The 23,439-nt window shown below is 61.7% G+C and carries 22 protein-coding genes; 4 read left to right on the top strand and 18 right to left on the bottom strand.

The genetic code is table 11. The features are described 5' to 3' along the window. Positions 1–66: 66 nt before the first annotated feature. Together prpF and prpD are read left to right on the top strand one after the other, a co-directional pair. Positions 67–1,257 carry a 2-methylaconitate cis-trans isomerase PrpF gene (gene prpF / locus PMI38_RS12335; RefSeq protein ID WP_008094336.1) on the top strand — a complete coding sequence of 397 codons (1,191 nt, stop codon included), beginning with the start codon at positions 67–69 and terminating at the stop codon, positions 1,255–1,257. Positions 1,258–1,423: 166 nt separating this feature from the next. Beyond that, positions 1,424–2,908, top strand: a complete 1,485-nt coding sequence (prpD, locus tag PMI38_RS12330; RefSeq protein WP_008094334.1) for a 2-methylcitrate dehydratase — start codon at positions 1,424–1,426, stop codon at positions 2,906–2,908. Between the two features lie 160 nt (positions 2,909–3,068). Here the strand turns inward: prpD and acnB are convergent, their stop codons facing one another. The 5 genes from acnB to PMI38_RS12305 form a co-directional block, all read right to left on the bottom strand. Continuing rightward, positions 3,069–5,678, bottom strand: a complete 2,610-nt coding sequence (acnB, locus tag PMI38_RS12325; protein ID WP_008094331.1) for a bifunctional aconitate hydratase 2/2-methylisocitrate dehydratase — start codon at positions 5,676–5,678, stop codon at positions 3,069–3,071. Between the two features lie 540 nt (positions 5,679–6,218). Continuing rightward, on the bottom strand, positions 6,219–6,878 hold the full coding sequence (locus PMI38_RS12320; protein WP_008094329.1) for a DUF2931 family protein: 660 nt from the start codon (positions 6,876–6,878) through the stop codon (positions 6,219–6,221). Positions 6,879–6,899: 21 nt separating this feature from the next. Beyond that, on the bottom strand, positions 6,900–7,523 hold the full coding sequence (locus PMI38_RS12315) for a DUF2931 family protein (protein ID WP_008094327.1): 624 nt from the start codon (positions 7,521–7,523) through the stop codon (positions 6,900–6,902). Continuing rightward, a complete protein-coding gene (locus PMI38_RS12310) occupies positions 7,510–8,163 on the bottom strand; it encodes a DUF2931 family protein (RefSeq protein WP_008094326.1) in 654 nt (217 codons plus the stop codon). Before PMI38_RS12310 ends, PMI38_RS12315 begins: the two co-directional genes overlap by 14 nt. Next, the gene (locus tag PMI38_RS12305) at positions 8,156–10,006 is read right to left on the bottom strand and encodes a PAAR domain-containing protein (RefSeq protein ID WP_050548590.1); all 1,851 of its coding nucleotides are present in this window, start codon (positions 10,004–10,006) and stop codon (positions 8,156–8,158) included. Before PMI38_RS12305 ends, PMI38_RS12310 begins: the two co-directional genes overlap by 8 nt. Positions 10,007–10,570: 564 nt before the next feature. Between PMI38_RS12305 and PMI38_RS12300 the strand changes: the two genes are divergently transcribed. Further along, a complete protein-coding gene (locus tag PMI38_RS12300) occupies positions 10,571–11,272 on the top strand; it encodes a DUF3053 domain-containing protein (protein WP_008094323.1) in 702 nt (233 codons plus the stop codon). 91 nt (positions 11,273–11,363) lie between these two features. Beyond that, positions 11,364–11,975, top strand: a complete 612-nt coding sequence (locus tag PMI38_RS12295) for a dTMP kinase (RefSeq protein ID WP_008094322.1) — start codon at positions 11,364–11,366, stop codon at positions 11,973–11,975. Positions 11,976–11,985: 10 nt separating this feature from the next. Here the strand turns inward: PMI38_RS12295 and PMI38_RS12290 are convergent, their stop codons facing one another. The 13 genes from PMI38_RS12290 to PMI38_RS12230 form a co-directional block, all read right to left on the bottom strand. Continuing rightward, a complete protein-coding gene (locus PMI38_RS12290) occupies positions 11,986–12,852 on the bottom strand; it encodes a patatin-like phospholipase family protein (protein ID WP_008094321.1) in 867 nt (288 codons plus the stop codon). A gap of 74 nt (positions 12,853–12,926) precedes the next feature. Further along, positions 12,927–13,520 carry a sugar O-acetyltransferase gene (locus PMI38_RS12285; protein ID WP_008094320.1) on the bottom strand — a complete coding sequence of 198 codons (594 nt, stop codon included), beginning with the start codon at positions 13,518–13,520 and terminating at the stop codon, positions 12,927–12,929. Positions 13,521–13,576: 56 nt separating this feature from the next. Then, positions 13,577–13,765, bottom strand: coding sequence for a hypothetical protein (locus PMI38_RS12280; RefSeq protein ID WP_043273500.1), 189 nt, complete (start codon positions 13,763–13,765; stop codon positions 13,577–13,579). Between the two features lie 86 nt (positions 13,766–13,851). Then, positions 13,852–14,463, bottom strand: a complete 612-nt coding sequence (locus tag PMI38_RS12275) for a class I SAM-dependent methyltransferase (protein WP_008094318.1) — start codon at positions 14,461–14,463, stop codon at positions 13,852–13,854. Between the two features lie 170 nt (positions 14,464–14,633). Next, positions 14,634–14,966, bottom strand: a complete 333-nt coding sequence (locus tag PMI38_RS12270; RefSeq protein WP_043273508.1) for a DUF7693 family protein — start codon at positions 14,964–14,966, stop codon at positions 14,634–14,636. 202 nt (positions 14,967–15,168) lie between these two features. Then, the gene (locus PMI38_RS12265) at positions 15,169–15,795 is read right to left on the bottom strand and encodes an RraA family protein (RefSeq protein ID WP_008094316.1); all 627 of its coding nucleotides are present in this window, start codon (positions 15,793–15,795) and stop codon (positions 15,169–15,171) included. Further along, entirely contained in the window at positions 15,792–16,181 is a 390-nt protein-coding gene (locus PMI38_RS12260; RefSeq protein ID WP_008094315.1) for a RidA family protein, read from the bottom strand. The genes PMI38_RS12265 and PMI38_RS12260 overlap by 4 nt, the downstream gene beginning before the upstream one ends. A gap of 57 nt (positions 16,182–16,238) precedes the next feature. Further along, positions 16,239–17,546, bottom strand: a complete 1,308-nt coding sequence (locus tag PMI38_RS12255) for an OprD family porin (RefSeq protein WP_008094314.1) — start codon at positions 17,544–17,546, stop codon at positions 16,239–16,241. A gap of 70 nt (positions 17,547–17,616) precedes the next feature. After that, positions 17,617–18,942 carry an MFS transporter gene (locus PMI38_RS12250; RefSeq protein WP_008094313.1) on the bottom strand — a complete coding sequence of 442 codons (1,326 nt, stop codon included), beginning with the start codon at positions 18,940–18,942 and terminating at the stop codon, positions 17,617–17,619. A 136-nt stretch (positions 18,943–19,078) separates the two neighbouring features. Next, positions 19,079–20,305, bottom strand: a complete 1,227-nt coding sequence (locus PMI38_RS12245; RefSeq protein ID WP_081502532.1) for a Zn-dependent hydrolase — start codon at positions 20,303–20,305, stop codon at positions 19,079–19,081. 23 nt (positions 20,306–20,328) lie between these two features. Then, positions 20,329–21,258 carry a 2-hydroxyacid dehydrogenase gene (locus PMI38_RS12240; protein ID WP_008094310.1) on the bottom strand — a complete coding sequence of 310 codons (930 nt, stop codon included), beginning with the start codon at positions 21,256–21,258 and terminating at the stop codon, positions 20,329–20,331. Continuing rightward, the gene (locus PMI38_RS12235) at positions 21,255–22,010 is read right to left on the bottom strand and encodes a class II aldolase/adducin family protein (RefSeq protein ID WP_008094309.1); all 756 of its coding nucleotides are present in this window, start codon (positions 22,008–22,010) and stop codon (positions 21,255–21,257) included. Before PMI38_RS12235 ends, PMI38_RS12240 begins: the two co-directional genes overlap by 4 nt. 13 nt (positions 22,011–22,023) lie before the next feature. Next, entirely contained in the window at positions 22,024–23,319 is a 1,296-nt protein-coding gene (locus PMI38_RS12230) for an MFS transporter (protein ID WP_008094308.1), read from the bottom strand. Positions 23,320–23,439 lie beyond the last annotated feature (120 nt).

Genomic DNA, 23,439 nt, shown 5'->3' with positions numbered 1-23,439 from the left:
TTGTCCCGCGAATGGGGCGCGCAGCGGCCCAAGGGTTATTGCATATTCATACAGGACAGATAACCAATGGCACATGCTCCACAAATAAAAGTCCCCGCCACCTACATCCGTGGCGGCACCAGCAAGGGCGTGTTCTTCCGCCTGCAAGACCTGCCCGAAGCCGCCCAGGTCCCTGGCCCGGCCCGTGACGCGTTGCTGCTGCGGGTGATCGGCAGCCCCGACCCCTACGGCAAGCAGATCGACGGCATGGGCGGTGCTACCTCGAGCACCAGCAAGACCGTGATTCTCTCGTCCAGCATCAAGCCCGAGCACGATGTGGACTACCTGTTCGGTCAAGTCTCCATCGACAAGGCCTTCGTCGACTGGAGCGGCAACTGCGGCAACCTTTCCGCCGCCGTCGGCTCGTTCGCCGTCAGCAGCGGCCTGGTCGACCCAGCCCGTGTCCCGCGCAATGGCGTGGCCACCGTGCGCATCTGGCAGGCCAACATTGGCAAGACCATCATCGCCCACGTGCCGATCACTGAAGGTGAAGTGCAGGAAACCGGCGATTTCGAGCTCGACGGTGTCACCTTCCCGGCAGCCGAAGTGCAGCTCGAATTCCTTGACCCTGCCGCCGACGAAGACGGTGACGGCGGCGCCATGTTCCCCACCGGCAACCTGGTGGATGACCTGGAAGTGCCTGGCGTCGGCTGCTTCAAGGCCACCCTGATCAACGCCGGTATCCCGACCATCTTCGTCAATGCCGCCGATATCGGTTACACCGGCACCGAGCTGCAGGAAGCGATCAACGGTGATCCCCAGGCACTGACCCGTTTCGAAACGATCCGCGCCTACGGCGCCGTGCGCATGGGCCTGATCGAGCACGTCGACCAGGCTGCCGGGCGTCAACACACGCCGAAGGTCGCTTTCGTTGCGCCGCCAAGCACCTACACTGCCTCCAGTGGCAAGGCTGTCGCGGCGAGTGACATCGACCTGCTGGTGCGTGCGTTGTCCATGGGCAAGCTGCACCACGCAATGATGGGCACCGCTGCGGTGGCCATCGGTACCGCTGCTGCCATTCCGGGCACGCTGGTCAACCTCGCCGCGGGCGGGGGCGAGCGCAGTGCCGTGCGTTTCGGACATCCGTCCGGCACGTTGCGGGTGGGCGCCGAGGCGCGTCAGGTGAACGGCGAGTGGACGGTGACCAAGGCAATCATGAGCCGCAGTGCTCGCGTGCTGATGGAAGGCTGGGTGCGCGTACCTGGCGACTGCTTCTAACGCACTACTGGCGCTCGGCTTTCGATGACTGGGGCCGCTTTGCGGCCCATCGCTGGCAAGCCAGCTCCCACAGGTACAGCACCTGCCTCAAGGACGGTGCGATCCCTGTGGGAGCTGGCTTGCCAGCGATGGGCTGCAGAGCAGCCCCCATTCACAGGAGCTGAAAATGAGCGCCAACGTGGACCTCAACGACCGCCCGGACTACGACCGGGTGCTGCAAACCCTCGCCGACTACGTCCTCACCTACCAGGTCGAATCCCCAGAGGCCCTGGACACCGCACGCAACTGCCTCATGGACACCCTGGGCTGCGGCCTGCTGGCCCTGCGCTTCCCCGAATGCACCAAGCACCTCGGCCCTTTGGTCGAAGGCACCGTCGTCCCCAACGGCGCCCGGGTCCCCGGCACCGCCTACCGCCTGGACCCGGTCAAGGCGGCCTGGGACATCGGCTGCACCGTGCGCTGGCTGGACTACAACGACACCTGGCTGGCGGCCGAGTGGGGTCATCCCTCGGACAACCTCGGTGGCATCCTGGCGGTGGCCGATCACCTGTCGCAAAAGCACGTGGCCAATGGCGAAGCCCCGCTGATGATGCGTGAAGTGCTCGAAACCATGGTCATGGCCCACGAGATTCAGGGTGTACTGGCGCTGGAGAACGCGTTCAATCGCGTCGGCCTGGACCACGTGATACTGGTCAAGGTGGCGTCCACGGCCGTGTGCGCCAAGCTGATGGGCGCCAACCGCGAGCAACTGCTCTCGGCGTTGTCCCATGCCTTCGTCGACGGCCAGGCGCTGCGTACCTATCGCCATGCGCCCAACGCCGGCTCGCGCAAGTCATGGGCCGCAGGCGACGCCTCCAGCCGCGGTGTGCGCCTGGCCGATATCGCGCTGCGCGGCGAGATGGGGGTGCCTGGCGTACTGACGGCGCCGCAGTGGGGTTTCTATGACGTGTCGTTCAGCCACACCAACAAGGACCTGGCACTCAAGCCGGCCGGCAAGCATGAGTTGACCCTGCCGCAGCCTCTGGCCAGCTACGTGATGGAAAACGTACTGTTCAAGATCAGCTTCCCTGCCGAGTTTCACGCCCAGACCGCCTGCGAGGCGGCGCTCACCTTGCACCGCCAGGTGCGCAATCGCCTGCATGAGATCGACCGTATCGTGATCACCACCCAGGAGTCGGCGATCCGCATCATCTCCAAGGTCGGCCCGCTGGCCAATGCCGCCGACCGCGACCACTGCCTGCAGTACATGGTGGCGGTGCCGCTGATCTTCGGGCGTCTGGAGGCCGAGGATTACGAGGACGCTTTCCACGCCGCACATCCGAGTATCGACCGGCTGCGCGAGAAGATGGAGGTGGTCGAAGACCCGCGTTTCAGTCGCGAATACCTGGAGCCGGGCAAGCGTTCGATTGCCAATGCGTTGCAGGTGTTCTTCAAGGATGGCAGTAGCACCGAGCAGGTGGTGGTGGAGTATCCGCTCGGGCACCGGCGTCGGCGGGAGGAGGGCATACCGTTGCTGGAGGCGAAGTTCAGGGAGAACCTGGCGACGCGCTTTGCGCGGCAGCGGTGTGAGGCGATTTTTGCGCTGTGCAAGGATCAGCAGAAGCTGGAGGACACGGCGGTACACAGGTTTGTCGACTTGTTCGTGATTTGAATTGTCTGGACTGGCCCTATCGCCGGCAAGCCGGCTCCCACAGGTTTCGTGCACTACGCGGTCGGCGTGGGAGCCGGCTTGCCGGCGATAGGGCCAGTACAGGCACACAAAAAAGCCCCGGCATCTCTGCCGGGGCTTTCTTTACAACCTACAACTCAGCTTACGCCTGGACCACTGGGATCTTGGCGTTGGCTGCCGCTTCGCGGAACTCGGCGATCTGGTCGAAGCTCAGGTAGCGGTAGACGTCGGCAGCCATGCTGTCGATGTCCTTGGCGTACTGCATGTACTCTTCGACGGTCGGCAGCTTACCGATGATCGAGGCGACAGCAGCCAGCTCGGCCGATGCCAGGTACACGTTGGTAGCGTCGCCCAGACGGTTCGGGAAGTTACGGGTCGAAGTGGAGACCACGGTCGAACCGGTCTGCACACGTGCCTGGTTACCCATGCACAGCGAGCAGCCTGGCATTTCCATGCGCGCACCGGCCTTGCCGTAGATGCCGTAGTAGCCTTCTTCGGTCAGCTGGTGAGCGTCCATCTTGGTTGGCGGAGCCAGCCACAGACGGGTCGGAATGCCACCCTTGACCTTGTCCAGCAGCTTGCCGGCGGCGCGGAAGTGGCCAATGTTGGTCATGCACGAACCGATGAACACTTCGTCGATCTTCTCGCCCTGTACCGAAGACAGCAGGCGGGCGTCGTCCGGGTCGTTCGGCGCGCAGAGCACAGGCTCCTTGACGTCGGCCAGGTCGATTTCGATGATTTCGGCGTACTCGGCATCGGCGTCGGCCGACAGCAGCTCAGGCTTGGCCAGCCAGGCTTCCATGGCCTGGGCGCGACGCTCCAGGGTACGGGCATCGCCGTAGCCTTCGCCGATCATCCAGCGCAGCAGGGTGATGTTGGAGGTCAGGTACTCGGCGATGGCCTTCTCTGGCAGCTTGATGGTGCAACCTGCAGCGGAACGCTCGGCCGAGGCGTCGGACAGCTCGAAGGCTTGCTCGACGGTCAGTTCGTCCAGGCCTTCGATTTCCAGGATGCGGCCGGAGAAGGCGTTCTTCTTGCCCTTCTTCTCGACGGTCAGCAGGCCCTTCTGGATGGCGTAGTAAGGGATGGCATGAACCAGGTCACGCAGGGTGATACCAGGCTGCAGCTTGCCCTTGAAGCGCACCAGGATCGACTCTGGCATGTCCAGCGGCATGACGCCGGTGGCGGCGGCGAAGGCCACCAGGCCCGAACCTGCCGGGAACGAGATGCCGATCGGGAAGCGGGTGTGCGAGTCGCCACCGGTACCCACGGTGTCAGGCATCAGCATGCGGTTCAGCCAGCTGTGGATGATGCCGTCGCCTGGACGCAGCGACACGCCGCCACGGGTGCGGATGAAGTCTGGCAGGGTGTGGTGGGTGTTGACGTCGATCGGCTTCGGATAGGCCGCGGTGTGGCAGAACGACTGCATGACCAGGTCAGCGGAGAAGCCCAGGCACGCCAGGTCTTTCAGCTCGTCGCGGGTCATCGGGCCAGTGGTGTCCTGGGAACCGACGGTGGTCATCTTCGGCTCGCAGTAGGCACCTGGGCGCACGCCCTGGCCTTCTGGCAGACCGCATGCACGGCCGACCATCTTCTGCGCCAGGGTGAAGCCCTTGCCGCTGTCGGCAGGCTGCTCTGGCTTCTTGAACAGGTCCGAAGCGCCCAGGCCCAGTTCGGCACGGGCTTTTTCGGTCAGGCCACGGCCGACGATCAGCGGGATACGGCCGCCAGCGCGGACTTCGTCGAGCAGCACTTCGGTTTTCAGCTGGAAGCTGGTGACCAGTTCGTCGCTGCCGTGACGGCGCACTTCACCTTTGAACGGGTAAACGTCGATGACGTCGCCCATGGCCAGGTTGGTGCAGTCGAATTCGATCGGCAGGGCGCCGGCGTCTTCCATGGTGTTGTAGAAGATCGGGGCGATCTTGGTGCCGAAGCAGAAGCCACCGGCGCGCTTGTTCGGCACGTAAGGGATGTCGTCGCCGAAGAACCACAGCACCGAGTTGGTGGCGGATTTACGCGAGGAACCGGTACCGACCACGTCACCGACGTAGGCGACCGGGAAGCCTTTGGCCTTGACCGCTTCGATCTGGGCCAGCGGGCCAACCGAACCTGGCTGCTGTGGCTCGATGCCGTCACGGGCCATTTTCAGCATGGCCAGGGCGTGCAGCGGGATGTCAGGGCGCGACCAGGCGTCCGGAGCAGGCGACAGGTCGTCGGTGTTGGTTTCGCCAGGCACCTTGAACACGGTCAGGGTGTACTTCTCGGCGATGGCCGGACGCGAGGTGAACCACTCGCCGGCAGCCCAGGCGTCCAGCACGGCCTTGGCGTGGGCGTTGCCAGCCTTGGCTTTTTCAACCACATCGTGGAAGGCGTCGAACATCAGCAGGGTGTGCTTGAGCTGTTCGGCCGCGACGGCGCCCAGTTCGGCGTCATCCAGCAGCGCGACCAGCGTCTCGATGTTGTAGCCGCCTTGCATGGTGCCCAGCAGCTCGGTGGCGTGCTGGCGGTCGATCAGCGGCGACTGGGCTTCGCCCTTGGCGATGGCGGACAGGAAGGCGGCCTTGACGTAGGCAGCTTCGTCCACGCCTGGTGGAACGCGGTTGGTGATCAGGTCTACGAGGAAGGCCTCTTGGCCGGCCGGCGGGTTTTTCAGCAGCTCGACCAGGCCTGCGGTTTGTTCGGCGTTCAGCGCGAGGGGCGGCAGGCCTTCCTCGGCGCGCTCTTGGACGTGACGGTCATAGGCTTGGAGCACGGTAATCTCCTGCAGGTAGCGCGCTTGGCTGTGGGCACGCGAGGTGAGGTAACGGAGGGCCGTTACCTGGATAAAACAGGTGCAAGGTTCCGGTTTCCGAGGGTGACCACCCGAGGTAGCACCGAGAAAACCCTGCGCCTGAAAACCTTTTTGATTTCGTTATTGTTGACACATTCGCACTACGAGGCGAAATCTAAAAGTAAATGTCACTAAATGCAACATGATTGTTGACACATTAGTGAATTTGTCCGGAACAAGGCAGAAGCGCACCTGGCGGGGGCGTCTGAAAATCGTGCTTGGAGGTGGCTTCTAAGGTGAGGAGGGTGTGCAGTTCTACGCCAAGCAGAAAAGCCTCATGCAGCGTTGGCCGCAGGCCATCGCCAAAGGTGCGGAGTTCACCATGCCGACCAGTCGCTGAGGCGGGTGGCTAGCTGATGCAAAAGGCCCCGCCCACGCAGCGGGGCCTTTTGCGTTCAGTTGCCTTCACTCGATCAATTCGCCATGGCTGCTCGCGCTTCATTGAGAGCTGAGCGTCGCAGCTCACCAGGAACCATAAGGGATGCCGAACTTGTCGATGTAGGCTTGGGATGGCGCGTTCGGGAGGCGGTAATAGCCGCTGGCCTTGCCTAAGTAGGGGCCTTCCTTCACCACCTCGCCCTGCACTCGAGCTACGTCGATCGGGGAGAGGCAAGCACCCATGAGCCAGACCCTGGCGATGCCACCGGGCGCGAGGCCGACAGTCAGCACATTGCGATAGCCGGTGATCCATTTGCCATCGAAAGCGCAAAATGTATTTTCACCCTTCAGCATGGCTCCTCTGGTAGCCTCGGGAATCACGATATAGGCGTCGTAGGTTTGCGGCTCGACCAGTGATTGCCAGCGCACATAGAGCAGGCGGGGCAGGTCGGCGCCGAGGACCTGCTTGCCTTTTCCTGCCCCGGGGCGCTCTGGCCAGCCTCGTGGATCACCTTTTAGATTTTTGGGAGTATTGATCGCGGCAACTCCGCTCATAGCCCCGCGGAACACATGATTCTTCACGTCCACCGCATCGGCAGTCTCGATCCATACTTCCATGTAGTTGGGGGCAAACAGACCCAACCGCCACGAGTCGTAGGGTAGCCGGGGGGCGCCGTAGGCACAGCCGGTCAACCAGAGCAGCACTGCCAAGCAGATGACGGCGCGAAGTTCACCATGAACCATAAGGAACCCCGAACTTGTCGATTAGGCTTGGGATGGTGCCTTCGGAGGTCGGTAATAGCCGCGTGCCTTGCCTAAGTAGGGGCCTTCCTTCACCACCTCGCCCTGCACCCGGGCTACGTCGATCGGGGAGAGGCAAGCACCCACGAGCCAGACCCTGGCGATGCCGCCGGGCGCAAGGCCGACTGTCAGCCCATCGCGATAGCCGGTGATCCACTTAGCGTCGGCTTGGCAAAACGTCTTTTTTCCCTTCAACATCGCCTGCCGGGTGACCTCGGGGATGACGATATAAACCTCGTAGGTCTGCGGCTCGACAAGCGACTGCCAGCGTACATAGAGCAGGCGGGGCAGGTCGGCACCGAGTACCCGCTTACTTTTTCCGGCCCCGGGCCGCTCAGGCCAGCCTCTTGGATTGCCTTTAAGATACTTGGGGGTCTGGATCGCGGGAATCCCACTCATGATCTCGCGGAACACACGATCCTGCACGTCCACCGCATCGGCAGTTTCGATCCATACTTCCATGTAGTTGGGGGCAAACAATCCCAGCCACCAGGCATCATTGGGTAGCCTTGGCGCACCGTTGGCACAGCCGACCAAGCAGAGCAGCAGAGCCAAGCAGATGGCGGCGCGAAGTTCACCAGGAACCATAAGGCACCCCGAATTTGTCGATGTAAGCTTGGGATGGCGCCTTCGGCGATCGGTAATAGCCGCTTGCCTTGCCCAAGTAGGGGCCTTCCTTCACCACCTCGCCCTGTACCCGGGCTACATCGATCGGGGAGAGGCATGCACCCATGAGCCAGACCCTGGCGATGCCACCGGGTGCAAGGCCGACTGTCAGCACATCGCGATAGTCGGTGATCCATTTACCATCAAATGCGCAATAGGTCTTTTCGCTTTTCAACATCACCTGCCGGGTGACCTCGGGGATAACGATATAAACCTCGTAGGTCTGCGGTTCGACCAGCGACTGCCAGCGTACATAGAGCAGGCGGGGCAGGTCGGCGCCGAGTATCCGCTTGCTTTTCCCGGCCCCGGGCCGTTCAGGCCAGCCTCTTGGATTGCCTTTAAGATTCTTGGGGGTCTGGATCGCGGGAATCCCACTCATGACCTCGCGGAACACACGATCGTGTACGTCCACCGCATCGGCAGTTTCGATCCACACTTCCATGTAGTTGGGGGCAAACAGTCCCAGCCACCATGCATCGTAGGGTAGTCTTGGCACGCCGTTGGCACAGCCGGCGAAGCAGAGCATTAGCCCCAAACAGAGGGCGGCGCGAACCTTATTCATTGGGATGCTCCTGGCGTCGCCGGCCATTGGCCGGTCGGTTGATGAACAAGGCATCCAGGGCACTGTTGTTCAACCCCCTGGCCGCATTCCAGTTCGCCGAAAGGTGGATGTAGCGACGGCGCAGCAGCGCATTTTCCTCAGCGGTCAGTGGTGTGTAAGCCTCGCGCAGGGCAAAGGCCTGGAGTTTGGCGGCGATGGGTTGTAGCTCGGTAGGTAGAGAAAAATGCGGATGGCGGTCGTTGATTTCTTCAAATGCCACCCCGGCTCGCACCGCAATCTCGCGCATGATATGCAAATACACCAAGGACAGATGGCCACGTACTTCTCGCTCGCTGGCGATGGCAGCGTACACGCGTTTTTCCGCCTGTGTGTTCGGCGTCCGGTGCTGGGTAGGCACCGACCAGGTGACGATATCGAGACCTTCGGGGGGCACGAGTGTGAGCCAGTGGGGGGCCTCCTGATAATAACGTTGCTTGGTGCGCGCATAAGCGGTGCTTCGCTCATTAGCGAGCGAGCCGTGCTCGAGACTGCTGTCCGGCTTGCTCAGCAGCAGTTTCTCGCGGGCCAAAGGTAGATAGCCGCCACCGATGTCCGAATGGCAGCCAGGCAATTGGATGTCTTGTACCGTCTTGGTGAGGGAGAAGTTGTGACGATGCTCGTCGCGGGCAACCAGGTGCACTACCTGGCGAGCCATGCCGGATGTGAGCCGCAGATTAAGCCCAGGGTTTTTGGCATTGTGGGGGCTGAAGTCGCCGTCACGCAGGGAGACGATACCTGCCACGGTGTCGTAGAGCCCAATGAAGTTGAGGGCAAAGTCACTGCGGTGACGCCAGGCGAAGGTATCGATAAAGCCCGGAGTTCCAACGGGCATCGCGCGGGCCAGCAGACTGTCCGCCTCCTTTAGCAGGTCATTGGCACAGTGCCTGGCCGCAGCCGCGCCCCGGCTGAAGCCGAACAGGTCAATCTCGATCCGACGTATCATCAGGCCAGGGTTGGCATTTTGAAACAAACGTAATTGCTTCAAAGCCAGTGCGGGCATCTGCTCAACCCGTGCCACTACACCAGCTTCCCCCTTGCCGCTTGCCTGGCTGTAAAGCGTGTCACTCAGGCCGCTGCGGGTGCCGATGCCTTCGATGTATACCGGTATATAAGCCTCGTCGGCCTCTGGCGATAGCCGCTCCTCAGTCTGATCCGGATAAAGGCCATGAAGGCGCGCAACATTGGTGGGCCCATTGCCGTAGCTGTTGTCCGGCGTGTTGCCTTTGCCGTCATAACCGAAGGAGGCGCAATACTGCCGAATATCTTCACCGACCTCGTGCGACATTCCCAGATTGACCGCATAGCAGCCCTCGGTAGCGGCACTGTTGGCCTGGTTGTTACCGGTGCCGTCGAAGAACAGCCCGAGTCGCAGCACGATGCCTGCGTGCTCCAGCGCCTCTTCTTCCTCCTCCTCTTCAAGCAAGCTGTTCGTGGCGGACGTGGGCGGCGCGCCCCACGAAGGGCGAGCGGCAAGCGGCCTCGCCGCGACGTCAGGTGCGGAGGCGGGCGATGCCCAGGAGGCGCCATTGTCCGACCTGTAACTTATGCCAAACGACGAGTTGATCAGTCGAGCTCCACACGGACAGGTGCTGACACTGTCCAAGCTACCTGCTGCGAGGGTATCCAGCATGAAGTGCTGGACGCCTCCCGCGATCGAATAGGCTTTGCCGTCCTTTCCACATGTAACCCGATCCCCTTCGCGGGCCAAAGGCGCGCCATCCAGTGTGAAGTGGGCGGTGCCTTCCTGCACAGTGCCTCCGCAGGTGGTTTTGTCACCTACACGAATCAAGTATCCGATAGCCACTCTATTTTCCTCTCTACGCATCACCCTGCACGGCAGGGCTCAGCTTTCCATTGGCAAAAGGGCGCCGGCTCAACCGCAGACGGGTGCAGAGCAAGGCGCGTGGTACAAGGCTCAATGGAGGGGGCATCGCAGGTAAATAGGAAACGTCCGACCGTCCGAGGGGACAGGGTCTGACTCAGGGCTTGGGGTCGCCCAGGCTTGCGTCGCTGCTCAAAGCACGCTTGGCGGGCTGTACACCAAACATTATTCGATCAGTTGTGCGTTCCTGCCCGCCTGGATAGCAATCCAGAATCGCGCGATGCCACGGGTTGTCGTGGGCTTCAACCCGGCGCCTGCCGATGGAAAGCCTGCGCAGGAATTAGGTATCAGGACCACCGAGGAGGCTGGAGTACAAATGTTCTCCATTGGCGCCGCATGCGAGAGTGGGCAGGGGTTTGAGGGAGTCGAGCCGCCATCGGCATGCTGGAGATTGTTGGACCCGTTGGCATAAAGCACTATTCTTGTCGCGCCACGCCGCGCTCAGTGCCGGGTGGTGCTTACTTTACCCTCAGGAGATTCACCGACATGAACGTCTCGTTCCGCCCCAAGTGGCTGCTTGCCCTTGCACTGCCTCTCGCCCTCGCTGCCTGCGGCGACAATGAACCCAAGCAACGCGCTGCCTTCAGCGAATTCCTGCAGACCCGTATCGTCGACAAGCCAGGCGTACACGTGCCCAAGCTGACCACGGACGAGACCCAGGCGTTCGGTCCCTACAGCGATCACTATGCGGTCATCACCAACTTCAACGGCGCGATGGATGCAGCTGTCAAACCGTTGGGCAACCTGATGCAAAAAGGCGCGGTGCGCTCGCTGAACGATGTGACCGCGCGCCGTGACGACATCAAGGCGGTGCAGACCGGCCTGAACGACATGGGCAGCCAGCTGCAGGAGCAGAAGGCCAAGGCCGACACGGCTCACGCCCAGCTCAAGCAGCCAGAAGACCTCAAGGTGGTCTACGACAAGGCCTTTGAACGCACCGTCAGCGTACCGGCTGATACCTTCCTGGAGGTGCTGCCGCAGATCAATGGCACCCTCGACAGCAGCCTGAAAATCGCCGACTACGTGGAAGCGAACAAGGCCAAGATCGAAATCAACGGGCCGATCGTGAAGGTGTCGGATCCCAAGGTTCAGGCCGAGCTCAATGCTATGCTGGCGGACCTGAACACCCAGGCCCAAACCGTCCAGCAGGCTCAGACGCGACTGAAAACAGTCATGCTCGGGCGCTAACGCCGCACCAGCAGGAGCGGGCGGTCCGGTACCTCGGTAAGCCCGCTTCCCGCGAAACGCTGGTTTTCAACTCTCAATCGTATTTTGAAGAATGAATCGTCCGCTGTTTATTTCGCTAGATGGGCCCAAGGGCACCGGCAAGACCACGCTTTTGGAGGCCGTTACGGCAGCACTGAGGGCAGACAACAAGAAAGTGATCCGGCTTTGCGAGAAAAAAAGCGATCCCTTCAGGGGTGAAACCATGGCCCTGGTCAATCAACTCGTCAGACATCCCCGCCGGGAGCTGGAGTTGGGGGTTTGTGAGCGCTTTGCTGATAGCCGTGCCTGGATTTCCCAGCATGTGCTGCCTAAACAGCCAGTCGATAGCATCATCCTGATTGATCGCTGGTACCCCTCTGATGCCGCATTTCGCCGGCTGCTTCCGTTTGCAGAGATCCTGCAGTTGAACATGGATCGAAACGTGCGCGTGCCAGACCTGCATGTCGGGGTTGTAACCGACCCGGAAATTTCATGGGCGAGGGCAGCGTCACGCACGCGTGGGCTGAGCAGTACCGTGATGTACAAGCTGGAAGAACAAGTTGCGAGTACCCAGGCGTTCGAGCGAGCGGTTGCAGAACATGGCTGGGTGTTATGCCGAAATGAAGGAACGATAGAAGACGCAACGATGCAGATTGTCTCCGAGATCTATAGCGTCCTGCGCTGAAGTACCTCATTCAGTGCTCATGGGCATGAGAGTGAATGGTGAGGGCACCCGGCACCTTGGTTCGTTCAAGCCCGCCGTGCTCCAGCCATCGAAGCGTCTGCTGATAGGCACGCTCCAGCAGTGATTCGGTCTGCTCGAAGTTGAACACGGAGACATCCACAGGGCACAGGGGCGGCACGATGTGCAGGTTGGTGCGCGTGCAAAAGTGTTCGATGTCACTCACCAGCTGCCGCATGCTCATCAAGTTGACGGTGTGCAGGGCCAGGGCAACCAGCCCTCTCGGCGGCCGTGTCAGGGCGCAGCTGATCCCGGTGGGGATGACCACGACGTTGCTGGCGCCTAGTGCTACAGCAGTCGAAATCGGCGTATTGCTGGCCACGGCGCCATCCACCAGAAACTGGTCGCCGATCTGTACGCAAGGGAACACCAGCGGGATGGCAGCACTGGCCAGTAACGCTTGCTCAAGTTCGCCACTGGATAGAACGGTCTCGGCACCACTGAGCAGATTGGTGGTGACGATATGCAGGGGCAGTTGCGCATCCTCGATGCGATGAATAGGCAGCGCCTGACCCAGCAATCGGTGCAACGCTTCCGGCTGCAGCAGAAAACCGCGTCGGCTGATCAGCCCTCTACAGGTATCGAGCCAAGACAGGGGGAAGATGTCGGTTCGACTCAGCCCTCGCCAGAATTCGGCCAACGTCTCGACACCCTGGGCGTCGGGGCGTGCCGCAAAATAGGCACCGTTGATAGCGCCTACCGAAGCGCCAATCACCCTGTCGAATTGAACATTGGCCTCGACCAAGGCCCTCAACATACCGACCTGCACCGCTCCCAGACTGCCGCCACCAGCGAACACGATTGCGGTTTGCGTAGCCATGGCGACAGTCTCTGTGCAGACATGTGTCGACTGAGTGTAGCTGGCGGGGTGACATCACTCCTGGCGAACAACGCTCAGGGCGTGTATCCCGACTTATCGGCTTCGGTAATCGCTCGGATTACCCTGCAAGGCACACCGGCTGCGATGACGTGCGGTGGTATATCCGAAGTAACGACACTGCCGGACCCGATGATCGATCCCTCACCGATGGTCACGCCCGGGTTGATGTGCACGCCTGCGCCCACCCAGACGCGATTGCCAATCCTCACGGGTCTGGCATAGCAACCTCCCGCTGCACGCTCGGCGGGGTCGATTGCATGGTTGGAGGTGTAGATGCCGACGCGCGGGCCCAGTAGCACGTCATCACCAAGGGTGATTCCGCCGCCATCGAGCATGACGCAGTCGAAGTTGGCGTAGAAGTTGTTGCCGATGTGAATGTGCCGGCCAAACTCACATCGAAAGGTCGGTTCAAAATGTACAGAAGTACCCAAGCTACCCAGTAACTGCCGGAGGATATCCTCACGCTCGCTAGCGGGCCTGGAGAATGCGCTGTTGTACTGATTCGTCAGCAGCACCGTCTGTTCCCTGGCCGCTACCAGTTCGGGCGTCAGGTCGTTGTACATCTGACCGGAGCGGATCCGGGTCAGTTGTGATTCAAGGTCTGGCATCTGTTCCTCAACCAAGCTTGGGCATTGACCACCCTACGCACGGAGCCTCCTGCGCATCAACTGCGCGAGTCGAGCACCGATTTCTGTCGCGAGCGCTGAAAGCGGGTAACCGCTATTTGCACAACAGCCGCAACCAGACAGAGCACTCCGATTTTCCAGTTCCCCTCCAGGCCGTAATGCTCGGATATTTTCCCAGCGATGATCACGCTAACGAAGATGGCGACAGGCAGGATCAATTTATTCATCAGGTCTTCCAACGGTACACGGCAAAAGGTGAGTAGCTTACACAGTCCAGGCAGCGCGCAGGACCCTCCAGGGAGGACGATTCGGGTCATACAGCCTGGACATCCATGGCTTGATCAAGTTTACGCACGATCACATCGATTCGATGCCAATTCACCGATTCGGAATCGATGACCATAGGGGTTTCAGTTTCACGCAACAAGAGCATTTCGAGTCCGCAAGCGAGCCTCTGAACGTCCTGTACGCTATGAAATGACATGTTTTCCTGTCTTGCCCAACTGTGCCTCGATCCAAAAAAATGCCCCACGAAAACGCCCCCAGGCAGCAGGGCTTGGCGCACTTGACTCCAGAGATGATCGAATCGGGCAGGACGGCAAAAAGGCAGGGCAAGCCCAGCATGGATCAAGTTGGAAGGTGGCAGCTCAGCGAGGTATTCAAAGTCTGCAATTTTGACGTGTAGCTTACGGGCATCGTCCATCGAGCATTTCCTCACCGTCCGGGCGATGGCTTCAGGCTCTTTGTCGATCGCCAACACCTGCCAGCCTGCCTGGATGAGTTGCCATGCCTCATTTCCGACGCCACACCCCAGGTCTACCGCCTGAAGGGGGCGGAGGTTTTTGACGTAACCCATTGCATGACTGAGAAGCGGCGAGGGGGCACGCTCTTCCGTGCGTTCATAGAAAGCTTTCCAGCTCGTCATGGATAAAGCGTCCTTACCAGTCCATATTCTTACAGGCTATTGAGGAAAAGCCTTCCATAAACGTCAGATCATATCCCAGGAAGGATGGAGGCCTGGCGACGGCAGTATTACCACACATTACCGAGCGCCACCTTTCATCGAGGCCCCGACAGGGCACCCTCAACCGCTCGTTACAGGGCTTTCAGCATCCGTTCAAGGGATTGATGCTCCCAGGTAGATAACAGAGCAATCGGATCTGTGCGATCACCTGGATCGAAATCCCAGCGCTTCCCATCCGGACTCACACAGTGCTCGCAGTAGTCGAGTTCATCGCAATCGTTATAGAGCGTGACTCGCCACCCTTCGATGTCCACATCAAAGTGGCAGGCGTACACCTCGCCCCAGCTCTGGTTGCCTACCTTAGCCATCGTCCGGCGTCCGAACACGACTTCTCGCAGGATTTGGCACACGTCCCGAGCCGTGAGTGCGACTGGGGGGGCGTGATCGCAATCATCGAAGGTCATAGGGGGATCTTGTTCCTGGGGCGTCAAATCCAGGATGTTACCTGCTGGAACCTCCAAGGTCATGGTCAGAAAATGGAGGGAGTACAAATGTTCTCTTCAGGCTCAAGGCCTGCCTGCGACAGGCAAGCCCGAGCCAACGGCACATTCACCCGATGCGCAATCCAGAAGGGCACCGGGCTGCGCTAGTGGAAGTACATCTTCGCTACTCAACGCTCCGATGTGTCACGAGTACAGTACCAAGCGGCTGCCCATCGCGCAGGCGTGCCAGCAGTTCAGGTTCGGCGAGATCCGAGGCCAACGCCCGGTCGATTACCTTGGCCAGTGCCTCGGCGGGCAAAATCAGCACGCCGTTGTCATCTGCCAGCACAATGTCGCCTGGGTGTACCACAACGCCACCGCAAGTCACCGCAACGTTCAGCTCGCTTTCCTCGCCACCCACCAGCTTGGTGGTCAGTTGAGTGGTGCCGCGGGCAAATACCGGCAACTGGCAAGCACGAAGCTCGTTCAGATCGGTTACCACACCATCGACAACGATACCGGCGGCACCCGCACAGCGAGCGGCAAACTGAGTCACCGCACCAATGCACGCGTGGGCATGATCACCGGCCATGTCGATCACCAGTACATCGCCGGGTTGCAGGGCGATCAGGGCGCGGTTTACCGCGCACGCATCCGCTTCCGCCAGGCACAGGGTTACTGCACGACCGACGATTCGACCCCCTGGGACCATGGCACCGATGGCGTGATTGAGGAACCCGCGCTCCAGGAAATGGCCGAGTGTGGCGAAGCTCACTTCACGAAGCTTTGCGATCAATGCATCGTTAGTCATTTTGCACGCTCCATGTCGATCAGTTCGGCGACGCAGTCGATCTCCAGGCTCACGCCCCAGAGCTGTACACAGACAGTAGTGCGAGCCGGTGGCGCATGCCCCAGTATTTCCTGGTAGACCTGGTTGAAAGGCAGCAACTGAGCCGGATCAGTCAGGTAAGCATTGACCTTGACGATGTGGGACAAGCTGGAACCTGCGGTTTCCAGGATCGCGGCCAGGTTGGCGAATGTCTGCCGGACTTGATCCTCGAAGCTTTCGGGTTGCTCGTCGAGGCTGCCGAGCGATGGAATCTGCCCGGCTGTGAACACCAGGTGGCCGCTGATCACCGCTTGCGAGTAGGGGCCCACGGGGCTGATGGTGCCTGGGGCGCTGTGGATGCGTTGCATGTTTTCTCCTGTTGGCTGGTTCATGCCGCCGGCGCACCGGCGGCATGGGGTCATGGATCAGAAAAGCGCCAGGCTGTAGCTGACGATGAGGCGGTTCTGTTCCTGGTTGGGATCGATCTGCGAGTGCAGCAGGCCCTGGCGCCAGGCCAGGCCAAGGCCTTTGAACGCGCCATCCTGGATGACGTAGTCAAGGCCAAGGTCGCGCTCCCATTCGCTGGCGTCATGGCCGTTGCGGGTGCGGATGTCGTCACCCTTGAGGTACATCAACGAGAGCTTCAGGCCCGGTAGGCCGGCGGCGGCGAAGTCGTAGCTGTACTGGGCGAACGCGGTGCGTTCGCCAGCACGGTTGAAGCTGGCGAGCATGCGGTCGGTGAGCAGGTAGATACTGGCGCCGGATGCGCCTTTGCCTTCGAGCGCGCCTTGGTTTGGCTGCACGAAGTTGCTGGCGCTGGACACCTGCTGGTAGCCGGCCATCAACGCATGGCCCTGCACGGCGTAGGTGAGCGAGGCGCCCCAGGTGTGGTTATCGATCTTGCCGTCACCGTCCTCGGTGTAGCCGCCGACCCGATAGCCACTGGCACGACCGGCAGCAGAGTCATTGGCGCCGTCGGCGACGGTGCGGAAATAGCGCAGATCGGTGCGCAGTGACTGACCTGCAGAAAGCGGCAAGGTGTGGATGAGGCCAACGAAATGCTGGTTGTAGTAATCCTCCAGGTTGGCGAAGTAGTACTGCGCCGTGAGCTGTTTGCCCAACTGGTAGTCGCCACCGGCGAACAGGAACTGATCGCTCTCGCGGCTGCCACCGGCCACCGCCAGCCCGGTACGGTCACTGGAACCGCGCCCCGTGGCTCGGTTGAGGCGACCGCCAGTCAACGTCAGACCGTCGAGGTCAGTGGAGGTAATCTGCGCACCCTCGAAGGTCTGCGGCAACAGACGACCATCGTTGTAGGTCAGTACCGGCAGCTTGGGTAGCAGGGTGCCGTAGCGCAGTTCCGTGTTCGCCACCTTCAACTTGGGCGTCACGCCAAGGCGGCTCCATTGGCTGGCGGCACCTGCTCCCTCGTCGGGGATCATGTTGCTGCCGCGATGGCGCCCGTCGCCGCTGTCGAGTGTCACGCCCAGTATGCCCAGAGCATCCAGGCCCATACCGACCGGCCCTTGGGTAAAGCCAGACCTGAAATCGAGGACAAAGGCCTGTGCCCACTCTTCGGTCTTGCTCTGACCCAGGCTGCCGGCCTGGTCGCGGAAATCGTTGTTGAAGTAGAAGTTGCGCAGCCCGAGGGTGGCGTGGCTATCACCCAGCACGTCAGCCTGGGCAAACGGCGCCAAGGCGAAGGCGCCTGCGCTGATCAGGTATTTGTTCATCTTGAAACTCTGCAAACGGTGTCAGGAAGGGCCCGCTCGACTGGCGGGCGACTCAGGGGCAAGCCACGGCTTACTGCCGTGCGTGGTCGATGTCCCGTTTGAAGGTTTCGGTGAGCAGCAGGAGGGCGATCAGCGAGACAACTGCCGATCCGACCATGTACCAGGCGATCGAGGAGCCCTTGCCGGTGAGCGACAGCAGTGCAGTGGTCACCAACGGGGTCGCGGCGCTGCCCAGCAAGCCGCAGAGCATGTAACTGATCGACAACCCGGAATAACGCACCCGGGTACCGAACAGTTCGGCGAGGAACGTGGCGATGGGGCCGTAGTTGGCTGCGAAGGCGGTCATCATCAGCAAATAGCCGGCGAACACCAGTCCCAGTTCCTTGGTGTCCATGAGCCAGAACATCGGGAACGCCACGAGGGCCTCGGCGATGATCCCGCCGATGATGATCGGCTTGCGACCGAACCGGTCGGACAGTGCGCCGAAAATGGGCAGCATGACGATACAGGCGGCGCAGGCAACCAGCACCACGCTGAGCATTTCGCCACGGGAGAAACCCAGGGTCTGGGTGCCATAGGTCAGGCCAAAGGCGACGATCAGGTTGTACGAAGTGCCCGTCGACATGGCCGCGACACCTCCGAGGATCACCTGCTTCCAGTATTTGCGGAACACCTCCAGGAGCGGCACCTTGACCTGCGCCCCCTTGTTCTCCACGGCTTTGAACGACGGTGTTTCATGGATATTGAGGCGGATGTAGAGGCCCAGCGCGATCAACAGGACGCTGAGCAGGAACGGCACCCGCCAGCCCCAGTCCAGCAGTTGCTCGCTGGTCAAGGTGGTGGCGAACAGCAGGAACACCAGGTTGGCCAGCATCGTGCCTGCCGGTACGCCGATCTGCACCCAAGAGCCATACAGGCCGCGTTGGTGCTTGGGCGCATGCTCCACGGCCATCAGCACGGCGCCACCCCATTCGCCGCCCAGGGCGAGGCCCTGAATGATGCGCAAGGTCAGCAGCATGATGGGGGCCCAGATGCCCACCGACTCATAGCTGGGTAACAGGCCGATGGCGAAGGTGGCCGCGCCCATGGTCAGCAGCGAGATCAACAGCATCGACTTGCGTCCCAGGCGGTCGCCGAAATGGCCGAATAACGCGGCGCCGATCAACCGTGCGCCATAGGCCGAGGCGAAGGTGCCGAAAGCCAGTAATGTACCGACCAACGGGTCAAACCCGGGGAAGAAGATCTTGTTGAACACCAGGGCCGAAGCCGTGGCGAAGAGGAACAGGTCATACCACTCGACGGTGGTGCCGATCACGCTGGCGACCGCGACTTTTCTCATGTCGGCGGTGCGTTCTGGTTGCACGTCGGCAACCTCGGTGTACGCAGGACTGGTCATTGCCATTTTCTCCCTAAAGATGGGTTCTGTTTGTTATTGGCAGCTGAAGGTGGAGCGGGGCTTTCTTGTTTTTTGGGCAAAGCTTCCCTGAGGGCCCGGCTTTGAGCTGCCCGGGCATCTGGGTGTCATGCGTGAATCAGCTTCGGTCGGCGCGGGCGAGCACGGCGTTGAGCAACACGTCGCAGCCCATGGTCACGTCTTCGGGCAAGGCGTCCTCGGCCTCGTTATGACTCAGGCCGCCAACGCAGGGGATGAACACCATGGTGGTGGGGCAATGGCGGGCCAGGTGGATCGCGTCATGGCCGGCGCCACTGACGATGGGCTGGTACGGATAGCCAAGGCCTTCGATGGCGGCGCGCACGCTGGCGATGCACGCCGGGTCGAAGGGCGTGGCCGGGCTGAGCCAGTGGCGGTCGATCTGTACATTCAGCTCGCGCTGCGTGGCGATCTGATCGATCAGGGCACGGGCGCTGGCTTCCATGTCGGCGATATCAGCATCCTCGTGGTGGCGCAGGTCGAGGGTGAATGCCACTTGCCCGGGAATGGTGTTTCGAGAGGAGCGGGCGATCTGCAGTTGACCGACCGTCACCAGGCCCTTGGGCGTGAAGTCGCGTGCCAGTTGCTCAAGCGCCATGATCATTTCGCCGACCCCGAACAGTGCGTCATGGCGCAGGGGCATGGGCGTGGTGCCGGCATGGGCAGCTTGGCCGCTCACCTCGATGTCCAGCCAGCAGATGGCCTGGCCGCCAGTCACCAGGCCGATGGGCAAGCCGGCATCCTCCAGGATGGGGCCTTGCTCGATGTGCGCTTCGAAGTAGGCGTCGAACTCACGGCCCAGCGGTAGCTCGCCGGCGTAGCCAGTCTGCGCCAGCGCTTCAGCGACACTGATGCCTTCGGCATCGCGGCTGGCCAGTGCCTGTTCAAGTGGCAGCTCACCGGTGAACACCGCCGAGCCGAGCATGGCTGGGGTGAAGCGGGCGCCTTCTTCATTGGTCCATACGGCGATTTCCAGCGGCCGTTCGGGCGTCAGGCCTTTGTCTTGAAGGCTGCGCACCACCTCAAGGCCCGCGAGCACGCCGTAGATACCGTCGAAACGGCCTCCCTTGGGTTGCGTATCCAGGTGGCTGCCCATGACGACCGGGGGCAGGGCGTCGTTGCGGCCCGGCAGGCGCGCAAACAGGTTGCCGATAGCATCGACCTGCAGGCTCATGCCCGCGTCCCGACACCAGCGTACGAACAGCTCACGCCCTTCGCGGTCTTCATTCGAGAGCGCCAGGCGGCAGTTTCCGCCGTTGGCCGTGGGGCCAACCTTGGCCATCTCCATGAGGCTATTCCACAGCCGTGGGCCATTGCAGGTATGCATCATGCTGATCCTCTGTAAGCCAGTCAGTAGCCGAGCGCGGGGTCTACCCGGTTCAGCAGGGGTTCGGCGCAAGCCAGGCGTCGTGCGTTTTCCGCCACTTGCTGGGCAATGCAGTCGTGCGAGGCGCAGGACGCCATGTGCGGCGTGACGATGATCCCGGGCGTGCTCCACAGGCGGCTGTCCAATGGCAGCGGCTCCTTGTCGAACACATCGAGCACAGCGCCTCGCAGGCGGCCACTGTTGACCGCGCTGATCAGGTCATCCACCTGCAGGTGTTGACCGCGTCCGCAGTTGATCACCCCGGCCCCCGGGGCCAGGGCCTGGAAGGTGTCCTGGCAGAGAATGCCGCGGGTGGCTGCGGTCAGCGGCAGCAGGTTGATCAACAAATCCAGGCCTTGCAGGAACTCATTGAACTCGCAAGGGCCTGCAAACGTGCGCACACCCTGCAATTGCCTGGCGCTTCTGGCCCAGCCTCGTACTGCGTAGCCGGCCTCGGCCAGTTCGGCGGAGATGGCGCCCCCGAGAGATCCCAGCCCCATGACGCCGATCTGATACTCAGTGGCGGGGCGCTGGTGATGACGACGCCAAACGTGCTGTTGTTGTTGAGCCAAAGCCCTGTCGAAGTCCCGGTGGAAGTGAATCACTGCCCAGCGGACATACTCCGCCATGCCCTGGCGGTGTGCGGGATCAACCACACGGCATACCGGCAGGGCCGGTTGGCTCGGGTCGTTGGCCAAGTGATCGATACCGGCGGCAACCGAGTGGATCAGTTTGAGGTTGGGCAGCGCGCTCAGGCTGCCCGCCGGCGGGAACCAGCAGGCGGCGATCTGCGCATCGACGGCGGCGGGGTCGTTGGCCAACACCACCCGCAATTGTGGGGCGCTCCGGGCAAAGGCGTTTTGCAGCTGCCCCAGCAGAGCCTGGTCTGTCGACAATAGAACCAGCGGTTTCATGAGCAGTACGACTCGCGTTGGTGTTCGATCAAGGTAAGGGCAGCGTTCCAGCTCAGGCTGATGATCTGCGCCGACTCGTCACGTTCGAATTGAGCGGCGGTGTGGCGGCACACCGCTTCACTCGGGTAGATCAGTTGGCTACCACCGGCCAGGGCCTGGATCTGGGCCTGGCAGGCGCGCTCGAGGAAGTGGATCTCGTGGAAGGCCTCGGCGACGCTGGCGCCACCGGCGAGCAAGCCGTGGTTGCGCAGGATCATCGCCTTGTGCGTGCCCAGATCGGCGATCAGCCGTTCGCGCTCGTCCAGCGACAGGGCGATGCCTTCGTACTGGTGGTAGGCCAGCTTCCCGTAGAACTTCAGCGCATGCTGACTGATTGGCAGTAACCCTTGCTCCTGGGCAGACACGGCGATGCCGGCGGCGGTGTGGGTGTGAATCACGCAGTGCATGTCAGGACGCGCCATGTGAATCGCCGAGTGGATCACGAAGCCAGCAGCATTCACCCGGCGCTCGCCAAAGGCCGCGTCGACCACGTTGCCATGCTGGTCGATGCGCACCAGGTCACTGGCGCGCATGCGGTCGAAGATCACGCCATAGCGGTTGATCAGGAAGTGGTGCTCGGGTCCGGGAATCCGCAGGGTGATATGGGTGTCGATCAGATCGGTCATGCGAAAGTGCGCGATCATCCGGTACAGCGCGGCCAATTCGCAGCGAGCCTGCCATTCGGCATCGCTGATGTTGTGCGGCTTGCTCATGAAAACTCCTGGTTTAACGGGCGAGGGCGACGGTGGGTTGCTGCAGCTCGCCACGCAGGCGAGCGAGGCCACAGACACCGATCAGGGAAAGCGTGGACAGGGCGGTAAAGAACAGCGCCAACGGCAGCCACTGGCCGGCAAAGCGATCGGCGAGGAGGGTGCCGATGATTGGCGTACTGCCCCCGGCGATGGCGCAGATCAGCTGATAGGCCAGGGAGATCCCGGAGTAACGCAGGTGCGCCGGGAAGGCCTGGGTCATGTAGCCGGCGATCACTGCATAGAGCGCCGACAGGGTGACGACCGCCAGGGCGATGCCGAGGGTCATCAGCACCAGGTTTTGCGTGCCGACCAGCAGGAACATGGGGTAGGGCACGGCCATGCAGAGCAGGGCCACGAGCTTGAGGAAGCGGCCTTCACCGATACGCTCGGCCAGCAATGCCGCCAGGGGTTGGCTCAGGAACTGCAGGAGGGTGACCAGGAACAGGCAGTCGAGGATCGTCGCCCGAGCGATGCCCTGGTAGGTGGTGACGTAGGTGATCATGAAGGTGTTGGTGAAGAAGAAACCGGCTGAGCCGATGGTCACCGCCAGGGCGGCGAACAGGATCTGCCGCCAGCAGTCGCGCACCACTTCCAGTACCGGGTACTTGACTACTTCCTGCTTGGCCTTGGCAGCCTTGAACTCCGGGCTTTCCTCCACGCCGAAGCGGATCGCCAGCCCCACCATCATCAGCACGCCGCTGGCCAGGAAGGGCAGGCGCCAGCCCCAGCTGAGGAACGCCTCAGGCTCAAGCGTCGACACCAGGCGGAACGCGATGAGTGCAAGCAGCAGGCCGGCCGGGCTGCCCAGTTGCGCGAAGGAGGCATAGAACACCTTGCGTTTGGCCGGTGCGTGTTCGCTGGCCATCAGCACTGCGCCGCCCCATTCGCCGCCCACCGAGATGCCCTGGACGATGCGCAGCGCGATCAGCCCGATCGGCGCCCAGATGCCGGCGCTGGCGTAGCTGGGTAGCAAGCCGATACCGGTGGTGGCCAGGCCCATCAGGAGCATGGTGACCAGCAGCATGTTCTTGCGGCCCAGGCGGTCGCCCAGATGGCCGAAGACCATGCCGGCCATGGGACGGGCGATAAAGCCCACCGCGAAGGTGCCGAAGGCTGCCAGCGTGCTGAGCAACGGATCGCTGCTGGGGAAGAACACCTGCCCGAGCACGAGCGCAGCCGCTGTGGCGTAGATATAGAAGTCGTAGAACTCGATGGTGGTGCCGACAAATGCGGCAGCCGCCGCTCGACGCGGCTGGTTGGAGGCGTGCATGCAAGGCCCTTCTTGGAGTTATAGGCAGGGGTCTGAACTGGCTAAGCCGGTCGCGCTCTGTTTGGCGCTTTCGGGTTTTATCGCCTTGGGGCTATGATTAGTCAATTTGCTAATTCTTAT

Origin of the sequence: Pseudomonas sp. GM84 (assembly GCF_000282535.1) — a bacterium.
Taxonomy (GTDB): domain Bacteria; phylum Pseudomonadota; class Gammaproteobacteria; order Pseudomonadales; family Pseudomonadaceae; genus Aquipseudomonas.
This window is presented reverse-complemented; position numbering and strand designations above follow the sequence as displayed.

What these genes read in the sequence shown, in the direction of transcription:
- PMI38_RS12320 (WP_008094329.1), bottom strand. Translation starts at nt 6,878, where the DNA reads ATGGTTCATGGTGAACTTCGCGCCGTCATCTGCTTGGCAGTGCTGCTC.
- PMI38_RS12290 (WP_008094321.1), bottom strand. Translation starts at nt 12,852, where the DNA reads ATGGCTACGCAAACCGCAATCGTGTTCGCTGGTGGCGGCAGTCTGGGA.
- PMI38_RS12250 (WP_008094313.1), bottom strand. Translation starts at nt 18,942, where the DNA reads ATGACCAGTCCTGCGTACACCGAGGTTGCCGACGTGCAACCAGAACGC.
- PMI38_RS12255 (WP_008094314.1), bottom strand. Translation starts at nt 17,546, where the DNA reads ATGAACAAATACCTGATCAGCGCAGGCGCCTTCGCCTTGGCGCCGTTT.
- PMI38_RS12230 (WP_008094308.1), bottom strand. Translation starts at nt 23,319, where the DNA reads ATGCACGCCTCCAACCAGCCGCGTCGAGCGGCGGCTGCCGCATTTGTC.
- PMI38_RS12280 (WP_043273500.1), bottom strand. Translation starts at nt 13,765, where the DNA reads ATGAATAAATTGATCCTGCCTGTCGCCATCTTCGTTAGCGTGATCATC.
- PMI38_RS12310 (WP_008094326.1), bottom strand. Translation starts at nt 8,163, where the DNA reads ATGAATAAGGTTCGCGCCGCCCTCTGTTTGGGGCTAATGCTCTGCTTC.
- PMI38_RS12245 (WP_081502532.1), bottom strand. Translation starts at nt 20,305, where the DNA reads ATGCATACCTGCAATGGCCCACGGCTGTGGAATAGCCTCATGGAGATG.
- PMI38_RS12270 (WP_043273508.1), bottom strand. Translation starts at nt 14,966, where the DNA reads ATGACCTTCGATGATTGCGATCACGCCCCCCCAGTCGCACTCACGGCT.
- PMI38_RS12315 (WP_008094327.1), bottom strand. Translation starts at nt 7,523, where the DNA reads ATGGTTCCTGGTGAACTTCGCGCCGCCATCTGCTTGGCTCTGCTGCTC.
- PMI38_RS12235 (WP_008094309.1), bottom strand. Translation starts at nt 22,010, where the DNA reads ATGAGCAAGCCGCACAACATCAGCGATGCCGAATGGCAGGCTCGCTGC.
- PMI38_RS12240 (WP_008094310.1), bottom strand. Translation starts at nt 21,258, where the DNA reads ATGAAACCGCTGGTTCTATTGTCGACAGACCAGGCTCTGCTGGGGCAG.
- prpD (WP_008094334.1), top strand. Translation starts at nt 1,424, where the DNA reads ATGAGCGCCAACGTGGACCTCAACGACCGCCCGGACTACGACCGGGTG.
- PMI38_RS12285 (WP_008094320.1), bottom strand. Translation starts at nt 13,520, where the DNA reads ATGCCAGACCTTGAATCACAACTGACCCGGATCCGCTCCGGTCAGATG.
- prpF (WP_008094336.1), top strand. Translation starts at nt 67, where the DNA reads ATGGCACATGCTCCACAAATAAAAGTCCCCGCCACCTACATCCGTGGC.
- PMI38_RS12265 (WP_008094316.1), bottom strand. Translation starts at nt 15,795, where the DNA reads ATGACTAACGATGCATTGATCGCAAAGCTTCGTGAAGTGAGCTTCGCC.
- PMI38_RS12300 (WP_008094323.1), top strand. Translation starts at nt 10,571, where the DNA reads ATGAACGTCTCGTTCCGCCCCAAGTGGCTGCTTGCCCTTGCACTGCCT.
- PMI38_RS12275 (WP_008094318.1), bottom strand. Translation starts at nt 14,463, where the DNA reads ATGACGAGCTGGAAAGCTTTCTATGAACGCACGGAAGAGCGTGCCCCC.
- PMI38_RS12260 (WP_008094315.1), bottom strand. Translation starts at nt 16,181, where the DNA reads ATGCAACGCATCCACAGCGCCCCAGGCACCATCAGCCCCGTGGGCCCC.
- PMI38_RS12295 (WP_008094322.1), top strand. Translation starts at nt 11,364, where the DNA reads ATGAATCGTCCGCTGTTTATTTCGCTAGATGGGCCCAAGGGCACCGGC.